This is a genomic window from Aliiroseovarius sp. F20344, from assembly GCF_023016155.1.
Classification (GTDB): Bacteria; Pseudomonadota; Alphaproteobacteria; order Rhodobacterales; family Rhodobacteraceae; genus Aliiroseovarius.
In genome coordinates, this window is record NZ_JALKBG010000008.1 from 303878 (window position 1) to 316800 (window position 12923).

The window sequence follows — 12923 nt, forward strand, 5'->3', positions numbered from 1 at the left end:
CCAAGCGGGTAGCGATCCCGTAACCGTACTCAAGCAACCAAGGACCATGGGCACCAGTGTTTTTCCGGCAAGACATAAGCAGCAGGATCCTGTTGCCTGGCGAAGCTGGGTCCGCGCAGGCGCAACATGCAGCTGCCTCGGTTCGGCGCATTGCAAGTGGTCTGGGTGCAGGGGCGAGCATCCGTGCAAGTCAGGTGTCCGATATCCCCATCACGTTGTGGCACACAGATGATGGGCGGCAAGTTCTCGAATGCCAAAGTTCAGGTTCAAGTGGTGCCCCAAAAACCATTCAGCGAACGCCCGAAAGCTGGATGGCCAGTTTCGAAATCACACGCGCGCAATTCGGGGTGGGTCCCGATAAGCCTTATGCAGTGCTGGGTGTGCCCGGGCATTCGCTGGTGCTGTTTGCCATACTTGAAGCCTTGCATCTGGGGGCGGATTTGTCGGTTTTAACGGGTCTGTCACCACGCACGCAGATCGCGGAGATGGGCAAAGATGCCGTGCAGGTGCTCTACGCCACACCCGCGCAATTGCGGTTGTTGGTGAAGGTGGGATCCGCGCCTTTGTCGCAGATGCGCTTGGTTTTCTCTGGCGGTGGAAAGCTGGATCAGGATACGGCGGAGGCCGTTCAGCGGCTGTTTCCAAATGCAAAGCTTCATGAGTTTTTCGGCGCATCGGAAACCAGCTTCATGACCATGGCCGAGGTGAATGCTCCCATCACGTCCGTCGGAAAGGCGTATCCGGGCGTCGAGATTGCTTTGCGGGATGATGACGGCCAGCTGACAAAAACAAGGCCTGGTGAGCTTTGGGTGAAAAGCCCGTATTTGTTTGAAGGCTATGTCGACGGCGACAACTCGGACACGCGCTGGCAGGGCGGATTCCTGAGCGTTGGAGAGATGGCCCAGATGGATGCAGACGGGTTCCTATATCTGCTGGGCCGCAAATCGCGCATGATCACGGTGGCTGACAACAACGTCTTTCCCGAACTGGTCGAGGCCGAGGTTTCGCGGATCACAAACGGCGCGCGCTGTGCCGTCATTCCCTTGCCTGACACGCTACGTGGGAATGTGCTTGTCGCGGTGGTTGAGGGCGAAAGCTCTCCCAAATTGACGCAAGCCATTACAGCCGGATGTCGCGCGCAATTCGGTCCGCATTCAACGCCGAAGCAGGTGATCTATCTGGATGAACTGCCTTTGCTGCCAGCAGGAAAACCTGATCTGGTAAGGCTTCAGCACATGGTGATAAAGACAACATGACCCAAGCGCATATCATAGCTGCCCGGCGAACAGCCGTTGCCCCGCATGGTGGGGCTTTTGCAGGGCTTGATATCCACGAGCTTGCTGCGCCAGTTATCCGCGAGATATTGGATCAAGCAGGTTTGCGATCCGAGGATGTGGGCGAACTGATCTTGGCCAACGCTCTTGGAGCAGGCGGAAACCCTGCGCGCGTCGCGGCCTTAGCCGCTGGGCTGCCGGAAACGGTGGGTGGGCTGACCATAGACCGTCAATGTTGCGGGGGATTGGATGCCATTGTTTTGGCGCAGGCCATGGTGATGTCCGGCCAGCATGATTTGGTCATCGCTGGCGGGGCGGAAAGCTACTCGCGCAGGCCCCTGCGATACCGGACTTTCGTAGATGGGCGAGATCCAGAACCTTACGAACAAGCCCAATTCACCCCGTGGCCTGACAGAGATCCTGATATGACGCAGGCCGCAGATGCCCTTGCGCAAGAATTGCAAATCGCGCGGGAGGTGCAGGACGATTGGGCCATTGCCAGCCATCAGACCGCGCTTTCTGCGGATCAATCTTATGAAATTGTTCCCGTCGCGGGCCTTCACACGGATTCGTTTACCCGGAACCTGACAGCGCGACTTTGCGAACGTGCGAAAGTGGTGACGGGCAGTGTCACAACAGCAAATATGGCCGTTGCGGCTGATGGGGCTGCTTTCGTGCTGGTCGTTTCCGATCGCATCGCCCGCCGAGCATCCGTGCCCTCAGTACGGATCGAATCCGGGTCGAGCCTTGGCGGCACGCCCGAGCTGCCTGGCATCGCACCTGTTGCTGCGATTAAGGCGGCGTTGGGCCAAGCAAACCTTACCGCGAAAGACGTGAAGGTGGCCGAGATCATGGAGGCCTTCGCTGTGCAGGCCATTGCCTGTCAGCAAGGCGCAGGCCTTTCGCGTGAGATCGTCAATACAACCGGAGGCGCTTTGGCGCGGGGGCATCCAATTGGCGCCTCGGGTGCCATACTTTCAGTGAAGCTTTATCACGCACTCTTGCGAGAAGGTGGTGTAGGGGTTGCAGCCATTGCCGCAGCGGGGGGGCTTGGCACGGCTTTGATGCTTTCTGCGCCTTAACCTTCGTCGTTCGAAGAAAACCCGCGAAAGCTGGTGAACACCTCCAACGCATCGCGTTCTGTGCGGAACTGGTTCACGGGCGCGGCTTCGTCTTTCTTGCCAATGGCGATCCCGCACACGACCAGCTCGGATTCTGGCATGTCCAATTGGCGGTGGACGATATGTGCATAGTTCGCCAGCGCGCCGATCCCGGTTGCACCATAGCCAAGATCTTCGGCCGCCAACAGCAGTGTCATTAGCGACATGCCTAAATCCATAAAGCAGCCGCTGCCCATGCGGCGATCAATGGTCACCACAATTCCAACGGGCGCGTCAAAGAAGGCATAGTTTCGTGCGAATTGCGTGCGCCGCCCCGCCACATCGCGTTTTTCGATCCCCAGTGCTTGATACAGCGCGAAACCAGCAGATCGCTGTCGTGCCTTAAGGTCCGCGGGCATCGGTGTTGGGAAATACGAGTACTCGGCAACCGGTGCTTCGTTATTCGTCAATGCGGTTTGAAGAGCCGCCGTAAGCCCGGTCAGCTCTTGCCCGGTCAGAACGTGAAATTTTCCGGGTTGCAGGTTCGCACCACTTGGAGCTTTTCGTGCAGCCCGGCAGATTCTTTCCAGGTCGGATCTGGGCACTGGATCAGATGTAAATGCGCGCACGGATTGGCGCTGATCGAGCAAGGTTTGGAACGGGCTTGTCATGCTCTTGGGTGTGCCTTGCTGGACGCCAAACTGTCAAGAACAGGCATGACAATGGTGAATCGCTTCGTTGATGGTTTTGCTGACACGGATTTTGGAGAGATAACCCGAATTGTTGACGTAGAGTGAACTTACAGAAGGGGAAGCGTGAGCATGTTGTGCCAAATGTTTACATTTCACAAAGCAATGAATTATCATTATTTTAGATATATAACAATAGTTTGAATTGATTTTGGCATCCAAATTTACAAGTAAAACGGGCGCTGTTAAACAAATTTACACAAAATCTGTTGTTTAGATGTGTCTTATCCTCCAGTTTTCAAGGCAAGTGGGGGGCGAAACTTTGATGGTGCGTTCCCAACCCACGCGATCCGGTCGCGTTTGGAGGAAAAGCTGGGAGGAACCTGAATGTCGTCGCAAGCCACGGCTGATAAGACCTATGCTCCGTCTGCGGAGTTTGTCTCGAATGCACATATTGATGCCGCTAAATATCAAGAGATGTATGCCGCATCGGTAAATGATCCCGAAGCTTTCTGGTCAGAGCAGATGACGCGTCTGACCTGGACCAAGACACCGACCAAGATCAAGAACACCACCTTTGCGCATCCCGATGTGTCGATCAAATGGTTCGAAGATGGCGAGCTGAATGTCTCGGCCAACTGTATTGACCGTCACCTCGAGACCCGTGGCGACCAGGTTGCGATCATCTGGGAATCGGATGATCCGAACCTCGACAAGAAAATCACGTATAATGAGCTGCACGAGAACGTCTCGAAGTTGGCCAATGTGATGAAAGGCATGGGCGTCGGCAAAGGCGACCGCGTGGTTCTTTACCTCCCGATGATCCCTGAAGCTTCATACGCGATGCTGGCCTGTGCCCGCATCGGTGCCATCCACTCGATCGTCTTCGCGGGTTTCTCACCCGAGGCGCTGGCGGCCCGTGTTGAAGGTTGTGGCGCTTCGCTGGTGATCACCGCCGACGAAGCCCCCCGTGGTGGGCGTAACACGCCTCTGAAAACCAACGTGGATGCCGCTCTGGCCCATGGTGATCTGGGGTCGACCCCTGTTCTGGTGGTCGAGCGTACTGGCGGCGACGTGCCGATGGTGGATGGTCGCGACCATTCCTATGCAGCGCTGATGGCGGGCGCTTCGGCAGACTGCCCACCCGAGGTCATGAACGCCGAAGATCCACTTTTCATTCTGTACACATCGGGTTCGACTGGCCAGCCGAAGGGCGTTCAGCACTGTACTGGCGGCTATCTGCTCTGGGCTGCAATGACCCACGAGTACGTATTCGACTATCATGAAGGCGACATCTATTGGTGTACTGCTGACGTGGGCTGGGTCACCGGCCACAGCTACATCGTCTATGGCCCGCTGGCCAATGGCGCGACCACGCTGATGTTCGAAGGTGTTCCGACCTATCCGGATGCAGGCCGTTTCTGGGCTGTGTGCGAGAAGCACAAGGTAAACCAGTTCTACACCGCGCCGACCGCAATTCGCGCCCTGATGGCACGCGGCGAAGAGTTCGTGACCAAATATGATCTGAGCGACCTGAAGGTGCTGGGCACAGTAGGTGAACCGATCAACCCCGAGGCCTGGAACTGGTACAATGACGTTGTCGGTAAAGGAAACTGCCCGATCGTTGACACTTGGTGGCAGACGGAAACCGGTGGTCACCTGCTGACCCCGCTGCCCGGCGCCACGGCGACCAAGCCCGGTTCGGCCACCACGCCATTCTTCGGTGTGCAGCCTGTGATCCTTGAGCCGACCACCGGCGAAGAGATCCACGAGACTGAAGCCGAGGGCGTGCTGTGTATGAAAGACAGCTGGCCCGGCCAAATGCGCACGGTCTATGGCGATCACGAGCGTTTCGTGGCGACCTATTTTGCCGACTACAAAGGCTACTACTTCACCGGTGACGGCTGCCGCCGTGACACGGATGGCTATTACTGGATCACCGGCCGTGTGGACGACGTGATCAACGTATCAGGCCACCGTATGGGCACCGCCGAAGTGGAAAGCGCTCTGGTCGCTCACGCCAAGGTGTCCGAGGCCGCCGTGGTTGGCTTCCCGCACGACATCAAAGGGCAGGGTATCTATTGCTATGTCACCTTGATGGACGGCGAAGAGTATACCGACGACCTGAAAGTCGAACTGCGCAACTGGGTCCGTCAGGAAATCGGCCCGATCGCCAGCCCCGACCACATCCAGTGGGCCCCGGGTCTGCCTAAGACCCGTTCGGGCAAGATCATGCGCCGTATTCTGCGCAAGATCGCCGAGGACGATTTTGGTTCGCTGGGGGACACCTCGACACTGGCCGATCCGTCGGTGGTGGAAGAGCTGATCGACAACCGCATGCATAAGGCGGGCGCATAATGGACGCAGCGACGACAACCGCCGCACCTGTTTTGATCCTTCTCGGGCCTCCGGGCGCCGGGAAGGGCACTCAGGCCCGGATGCTGGAAGACAAGTTCGGACTTGTTCAGCTGTCTACCGGAGATCTTTTGCGCGCAGCCGTAGCAGCAGGGACCAAAGCGGGCCTTGCTGCAAAAGCCGTTATGGAGGCCGGTGAACTGGTCTCGGACGAAATCGTGATCAACATTCTGCGCGACCGTCTGCAAGACGCCGATTGTGCCAACGGCGTGATCCTTGATGGTTTCCCCCGCACCACCGTTCAGGCCGAGGCGCTGGACGCCCTGCTGGCGGAAAGCGGTCAGAAGATTAACGCAGCCATCAGCCTTGAGGTCGATGACGCTGCAATGGTGACCCGTATTTCGGGCCGTTACACCTGTGGCGGTTGCGGTGAAGGGTATCACGACGAGTTTAAGCAGCCCGCCAAAGATGGCGTCTGCGACAAATGCGGCGGCACGGGCATGAAACGCCGGGCCGACGATAACGCCGAAACTGTGGGTAGCCGCCTTGTGGCTTACCATGCGCAGACGGCACCGCTTATTGCCTACTACGGGGGCAAGGGCAGCTTGCAAAAGGTCGATGCCATGAAGGCCATCGATACCATTGCGGGCAATCTCAATGGGATCGTTCAGGAAGCGATCGCATAAGAAAGGGACGGGCGGGGGCGCAGATGTGACCCCGTTGGAGGAACTTCACAGGGAGGAGGCTTTCATGGCCGACAACTCATCAAACGACGCATATTGGTCCGCCAATTTGCGCATCATCATGATCAGCCTGGTAATCTGGGCGATCGTTTCATTTGGATTCGGCATCTTGCTGCGTCCGATGCTGTCCGGCATCGCTGTTGGCGGGACCGATCTTGGTTTCTGGTTTGCACAGCAAGGATCAATCATCGTTTTCTTGATTTTGATCTTTAACTACGCATTCCGCATGAACAAGCTCGACCGTGAACACGGCGTAGACGAAGAATAAAGGGGCCAGAAACAGATGGATCAGTTTACGATCAACCTGCTGTTTGTGGGCGCGAGCTTCGCGCTGTACATCGGCATCGCAATCTGGGCCCGTGCGGGCTCAACCTCAGAATTCTACGCCGCTGGGCGTGGTGTTCACCCGGTCACCAACGGTATGGCGACAGCTGCTGACTGGATGTCAGCTGCATCGTTCATTTCGATGGCTGGCCTTATCGCCTTTACCGGTTACGACAACTCGTCGTTCCTGATGGGCTGGACCGGTGGCTACGTGCTGCTGGCGCTGCTTCTTGCGCCTTACCTGCGTAAGTTCGGCAAATTCACCGTGTCGGAATTCATCGGTGACCGCTTCTACTCGCAGACTGCACGTATCGTTGCAGTTATCTGCTTGATCGTGGCCTCGACCACCTACGTTATTGGTCAGATGACCGGTGTTGGTGTTGCGTTTGGCCGCTTCTTGGAAGTGGACAACACAACTGGTCTGCTGATCGGTGCAGCTGTTGTGTTCGCCTACGCCGTTTTCGGCGGCATGAAGGGTGTGACCTATACGCAGGTGGCTCAGTACATCGTGCTGATCATGGCCTACACCATCCCGGCGATCTTTATCTCGCTGCAGCTGACTGGCACTCCGATCCCGGCCCTGGGCCTGTTCGGTGAGCACGCAGCTTCGGGTGAGCCGCTTCTGGCGAAACTGGACGCCATCGTGACGGATCTTGGTTTTAATGAGTATACTGCTCACCACGCCGATACCTTCAACATGGTTCTGTTCACCCTGTCGCTGATGATCGGTACGGCTGGTCTGCCGCACGTCATCATGCGCTTCTTCACCGTTCCTAAAGTATCGGACGCCCGTTGGTCGGCTGGTTGGGCTCTGGTGTTCATCGCACTGCTGTATCTGACGGCTCCCGCTGTTGGTGCAATGGCGCGCCTGAACATCTCGGAAATGATGTGGCCCAATGGCGGCATCTCTGGCGAAGCTGTGACCGTTGAGCAGATCGAAACCGAAGAGCGTTACGACTGGATGAAAACGTGGCAGAAAACTGGTCTTCTGAACTGGGAAGACAAGAACGGCGACGGCAAGATCCAGTACTACAACGACAAGTCTGAAGCTATGCAAGCAATGGCCGCTGAAAAAGGCTGGACCGGTAACGAACTGACCAAGTTCAACCGTGACATCCTGGTTCTGGCCAACCCCGAGATCGCCAACCTTCCGGGTTGGGTTATCGGTCTGGTTGCTGCTGGTGGTCTGGCTGCTGCTCTTTCGACAGCTGCTGGTCTGCTTCTGGCGATCTCGTCGGCTGTATCGCATGACCTTATCAAAGGTGCGATCAACCCGCAGATCTCGGAAAAAGGCGAACTTCTGTCGGCACGTATTGCCATGGCAGTTGCGATCGTTGTTGCAACCTATCTGGGTCTGAACCCACCGGGCTTCGCAGCGCAAACCGTGGCACTTGCCTTCGGTCTGGCCGCCGCGTCGATCTTCCCGGCACTGATGATGGGTATCTTCTCGACCAAGATCAACAACACTGGCGCAGTTGCAGGTATGATTGCAGGTATCTCGGTTACCTTGCTGTACATCTTCCTGCACAAAGGCTGGTTCTTTGTTCCGGGCACCAACAGCTTCACCGATGCTGATCCGCTTCTGGGCACCGTTAAGTCGACTTCGTTCGGCGCAATTGGTGCGGCGATCAACTTCGCGGTTGCTTACACCGTGTCGGGTATGACCAAGCCTCTGCCTGCAGAGATCAAAGAGCTGGTTGAATCGGTTCGCGTTCCGCGCGGCGCCGGTGCAGCTCAGAACAAGTAATCGGCTTGGGTGGGTGGCCCAATGCGGCGACCCGCCCTCTTTTAAATTTGTCCCGTCCGGTGTCATATCGGGCGGGACTAACTTTTAATGAAGGCAGCAAATATGCCCCTCAGCCAAGATCAGATCTTTCGTTTTCTGAAATCCGTCCACCCCTATGATGCACTGACGGCCGATGTGGTCGAAAAGATCGTGCCGGTTCTGGACGCCCAGGTCGTTGCGGCTTCGGATGAAATTTATCGCTTCGGTGATGAGCTTCCCGGAGTGTTCATCATTTACGAGGGCGATGTCGAGGTTACGGACGAAAACGGATCAGTGGTGTCGCATCTCGGGCTGCGGAACTCGTTCGGCGAACGTGGGCTGCTGCGTGACGGAAAGGCTGTGACATCCGCCCGCGCGGTCACGGATACGACTTTGCTGATTTTGCCAACCGTCGAGTTTCACGCGCTGATTGCAGCGGAGGACAAGGTAAGGCGCTTCTTCGATCGGTCGCGTTCCGATCGCCCTTCCAAACAGGATCGTCAGGATCTTGCGACAACGCAAGTTGATACCTTGATGGCGGCCAACCCGGTCACCTGCGCGCCTTCTGCAACCGTGCAAGAGGCCGCAATTCTGATGCGGGATCGTCGTGTTTCTTCGCTGTGCGTGACCGAAGGCGAAGCGTTGACCGGCATTCTGACCACGCGCGATATTTCCGGCAAAGTTCTGGCAGACGCGAAACCCGTGGATACGCCCGTATCCGACATTATGACCCATAACCCAATTACCCTTGCACCATCGGCAATTGGATCAGATGTGCTGCACGCGATGATGGAGCGGCGTGTTGGTCACGTTCCCATCGTCGAGGGGGGCAAGCTGGTCGGCATTGTAAGCCAAACCGACTTGACCCGCTTTCAGGCCGTCAGCTCGGCCGAACTGGTGCGCGAGATTGCGCAAGCTGATACGCCCGAACAAATGCGCGAAGTTACGACTCGCGTACCTCAATTGTTGGTTCAATTGGTGGCTGGTGGTAGCCCGCACCAAGTGGTCACACGGCTGATCACTGACATTGCGGATACCGCGACGCGGCGACTTTTAGCATTGGCGGAAGACAAATTTGGCCCGCCGCCTGTGCCCTATCTTTGGGCCGCATGCGGGTCGCAAGGGCGGCAAGAGCAAACGGGCGTGTCCGATCAAGATAACTGCATGATTTTACATGATGATGTCAGTGATGCAGACCGCGAAGGCTATTTCGCAGATTTGGCAAATTTCGTGTGTGACGGGCTGGATGTCTGCGGGTATTTCTATTGCCCGGGCGACATGATGGCGACCAACCCCCGCTGGTGTCAGCCGCTGTCTGTTTGGCGTGGGTACTTCGATGGCTGGATTGCGAAACCAAGCCCGGAAGCACAGATGCTGGCCTCGGTCATGTTTGATCTGCGTGCGATCTCGGGTGACGAAAGCCTTTTTGAAGGAATGCAGAAAGACACATTGACGATGGCCGCGAAGAATTCGATCTTTGTAGCGCATATGGTGTCCAATTCACTGAAGCATACGCCCCCTCTGGGATTGTTGCGTGGCTTTGCAACGATCCGGTCGGGAGAGCATAAAAACCAACTGGATATGAAACATAACGGTGTTGTGCCGATCGTGGATCTGGGCCGCGTTTACGCCCTTCAGGGCAAACTGACCGAAGCAAACACGCGTGCCCGTCTTGAGGCTGCGATCCATGCAGGTGGTCTTAGTAAATCTGGCGGGCAAGACCTGCTGGATGCGTATGATCTGATCGCTGACACACGGCTTGAACATCAGGTCGCAGAAGTCAAAGCCGGTGGTAAGCCGGATAACTATCTTTCCCCGTCTGATTTGTCCGAATTTGAGCGTAGTCATTTGCGCGACGCATTTGTTGTGGTGAAATCCATGCAAAGCGCAATCGGGCACGGGCGCGGGATGCTGGGCTAACACGGGGTAAGGAGGATACAGGATGTTCTTTGAGATGGTCGCAACATTGGTATCGGGCTTTGCGGGCGCCGGTGTCGTTCTGTTGTTCAACAAAATAAGCGGTGGGCGCCTTCCCAAATGGGCCATGCCTGTTGGGGCAGGGATCGCGATGATATCCACCACTATTGCCAATGAATATGCGTGGTATGACCGGACCCGTGCCACTTTGCCTGAAGGCATGAAGGTTGTTCACACGGTTGAAAAGAAAGCGATTTATCGGCCTTGGACCTATGTGAAGCCGTTTACCGAACGTTTCATTGCCTTGGATGAACCATCGCTACGCACCCATGCAGACCAACCCGCAATGCGTATGGTTGACACCTATTTCCTTGGCCGCTGGTCCGCACCAGAGAAGATGGTGATTTTGGCTGATTGCACATCCGGCAAACGCGCGCCCCTGATTGATGGCGTAACCTTTGACGCGGACGGAGACATTAGCGGAATTGATTGGTTCTCGCCGGGTGAGGGGGATCCGCTGGTCACGGCAATCTGCGAACTCGAGGTGTCCTGATGCAAATTCTGACAAAACTGTCCCTTCGATTTCGGATCTTTCTGTTCTTTGCTTTTTTGGCTGTGGCCTCGGTCACGCTTGTCATCGCAGCGCTCTTTGTCGGCGCGGGTCGTGCGACGCCAGAAGACGTGATATCGGGATTTGTCTTTGCAGGTGTTTTGTCAGGTTTCGGTCTGTTGGCTCTGGTCGCTGGGGTCTGGTTTCTGTTTGACGAGAATGTTGCACGTCCGATCGAACGTTTGGCCACTGGGTTGCGGTCTCGCGCACATGCTGGCAGCGGCGGGGTGGATATGCACAGCGCGCGCTTTTTGGGGGATTTGGCACCTGCGGCCGAGGCTGTATCGGAACAGCTGATGAAATCCACAATGGATCAGGCCAGTATCGTGGCTGCGGAAACACAACGCTTGTCCGCGGACAAAGCCCGGCTAACGGCACTTTTATCCGAGATTCCGGTTGCGATGGTTTTGATCAACCCGGCCCATCAGATCGTTCTTTATGACAAGCAGGCGGCTGCGGTGTTGTCTCAGGTCAGCCCGGCCCGGCTGAACGCCTCTATTTTTGACTACTTCCAGAAATCCGCCTTCTTGGCGGCTTATGACAAGATGATATCGTCCGGGTTAGAGCAGAAGTTCACAGACCTTTCCGCAGCCAATGGTCTGCAGTTTGACGCGCGCCTGAAACCCCTTGCGCCCGGCGAAGGCTATCTTCTGATGATCGACGACGCCCATGCCATGATCGCGCCAGATGAAGGGCGACCAGTTGTCTTTGACTTTGATTTGATGGAAGGGCAGGCGACCGACGATCTGATGCAGATGAGCTTGCGAGATCTGACATATGTCGTTTTCGATACCGAAACCACGGGTCTTTTGCCGCATAAAGATGAAATTGTGCAAATTGGCGCGGTGCGTGTTGTGAAGGAAAAGATTGTGCCGGGTGAGGTGATCAACCAACTGGTTGACCCTGAGATGCCAATCCCTCCGGCGTCCACCAAGGTCCACAAAGTGACTGATCACATGGTAGCAGGTCAACCGACCATTCGCGAGGCCGGGAAATCTTTGCATGACTTTGCCCGTGGCGCCGTGCTTGTGGCCCACAATGCGCCCTTTGATATGGCGTTCCTACGTCGCCATGCAGAGACTTGCGGGGTGGATTGGACCCATCCAATTCTGGACACCGTTTTATTGTCAGCCGCGCTTTATGGGACCACCGAAGTTCACACCCTGGATGCGCTTTGCGATCGTTTGGGTGTGGTGATCCCGCCCGAGCTGCGCCACACAGCATTGGGCGATGCCCACGCCACCGCCGAGGTCTTGTGCAAGATGCTGGCAATGCTGCATTCAAAAGGGATCGAGACGCTGGGCGGCGCCATTTCCGAGGCGAAAAAACACAAGCGTCTGTTGGAAGACCTGAACTGATCACCGCATGGCTGTTTAGCGGCTTTCATCCGCGCCCATGCGGCGCTCCAACCAGCGCACCCCGGCCGAGATAATCAGGACCAAAACCAGATATTCGAGGATCAGCAGGGTGTAGATCTCAAGCGGGCGATACTCGGTCACGACCAGTTCATTGGCGCGACGGGTCAATTCCTGCATTCCAATGACAGATGCAAAGGCGGACATTTTCACGATGTAGATGAACTGGTTCGCCAACGGGGGCAGGATGCGTCTGATGGCTTGTGGCAGGATCACATAGCGCATGGCCTTCGCACGACTTAGACCAATGGTCTGCGCTGCTTCGGCCTGCCCTTTGGGAACGGATTGAATGCCGGCGCGGAAGATTTCAGCGGTGAAGGCGCTATCGGATAAGGCCAGTGTAATCACGGCCCCCCAGAACGGATCGATCGATATATTGATGCCCATACTGCGCATGACGACGGGCAGGCCGTAGAAAACCCAAAAAAGCATCGGAAGCAGTGGGATCGCACGAATGAACTCGACATAAATCCGGTTCGGAAGGCGAAGCCAGCGGCTTTGAGCAAAAGCGGGAAGTGCCACCAATAGCCCAAGGATGATGGACGTGACTGCCGCAAGAACAGAGATTTGGATGGTCGAGCTAAACCCGCGCATCAGAAAGCGGATATTGGTCCAGCCGTTTTCAGTTGTCGGATCAATGACGTACCAGCCCCAGGTTCCGGGGGCCGCAGAGCAGGCGGTTAATAGAAGCAGAGATGAGATCAGGGCGATTGTTCGAAATTTCATTTCTG

The 12923-nt window shown here is 56.4% G+C and carries 11 protein-coding genes; 9 read left to right on the top strand and 2 right to left on the bottom strand.

Going from position 1 to position 12923, the window contains the following annotated elements; all coding sequences use genetic code 11:
- Positions 1-92 precede the first annotated feature (92 nt).
- Entirely contained in the window at positions 93-1256 is a 1164-nt protein-coding gene (locus MWU55_RS10535) for an AMP-binding protein (protein WP_246936137.1), read from the top strand.
- The gene (locus tag MWU55_RS10540; RefSeq protein ID WP_246936138.1) at positions 1253-2356 is read left to right on the top strand and encodes a thiolase family protein; all 1104 of its coding nucleotides are present in this window, start codon (positions 1253-1255) and stop codon (positions 2354-2356) included. The genes MWU55_RS10535 and MWU55_RS10540 overlap by 4 nt, the downstream gene beginning before the upstream one ends.
- On the opposite strand, the gene MWU55_RS10545 is transcribed toward MWU55_RS10540, so the two are convergent.
- Positions 2353-3045, bottom strand: coding sequence for a nitroreductase (locus tag MWU55_RS10545; protein ID WP_246936139.1), 693 nt, complete (start codon positions 3043-3045; stop codon positions 2353-2355). The two genes, MWU55_RS10540 and MWU55_RS10545, sit on opposite strands and share 4 nt — an antisense overlap.
- Positions 3046-3450: 405 nt before the next feature.
- On the opposite strand from MWU55_RS10545, the gene acs reads away from it, so the two are divergent.
- The 7 genes from acs (at position 3451) to MWU55_RS10580 (ending at position 12135) form a co-directional block, all read left to right on the top strand.
- Complete coding sequence (acs, locus tag MWU55_RS10550; RefSeq protein WP_246936140.1) at positions 3451-5421, top strand: acetate--CoA ligase; 1971 nt, start codon at positions 3451-3453, stop codon at positions 5419-5421.
- The gene (locus MWU55_RS10555; RefSeq protein WP_246936141.1) at positions 5421-6104 is read left to right on the top strand and encodes an adenylate kinase; all 684 of its coding nucleotides are present in this window, start codon (positions 5421-5423) and stop codon (positions 6102-6104) included. The genes acs and MWU55_RS10555 overlap by 1 nt, the downstream gene beginning before the upstream one ends.
- 64 nt (positions 6105-6168) lie before the next feature.
- Positions 6169-6429, top strand: a complete 261-nt coding sequence (locus tag MWU55_RS10560) for a DUF4212 domain-containing protein (protein ID WP_246936142.1) — start codon at positions 6169-6171, stop codon at positions 6427-6429.
- 15 nt (positions 6430-6444) lie between these two features.
- A complete protein-coding gene (locus tag MWU55_RS10565) occupies positions 6445-8232 on the top strand; it encodes a sodium:solute symporter family protein (protein ID WP_246936143.1) in 1788 nt (595 codons plus the stop codon).
- Between the two features lie 102 nt (positions 8233-8334).
- Entirely contained in the window at positions 8335-10170 is a 1836-nt protein-coding gene (locus MWU55_RS10570; protein ID WP_246936144.1) for a DUF294 nucleotidyltransferase-like domain-containing protein, read from the top strand.
- Positions 10171-10192: 22 nt separating this feature from the next.
- Positions 10193-10720, top strand: coding sequence for a hypothetical protein (locus MWU55_RS10575; protein ID WP_246936145.1), 528 nt, complete (start codon positions 10193-10195; stop codon positions 10718-10720).
- Positions 10720-12135, top strand: a complete 1416-nt coding sequence (locus MWU55_RS10580) for an exonuclease domain-containing protein (RefSeq protein WP_281501855.1) — start codon at positions 10720-10722, stop codon at positions 12133-12135. Before MWU55_RS10575 ends, MWU55_RS10580 begins: the two co-directional genes overlap by 1 nt.
- A 15-nt stretch (positions 12136-12150) precedes the next feature.
- On the opposite strand, the gene MWU55_RS10585 is transcribed toward MWU55_RS10580, so the two are convergent.
- Complete coding sequence (locus MWU55_RS10585; RefSeq protein ID WP_246936146.1) at positions 12151-12918, bottom strand: amino acid ABC transporter permease; 768 nt, start codon at positions 12916-12918, stop codon at positions 12151-12153.
- Between the last annotated feature and the right edge of the window lie 5 nt (positions 12919-12923).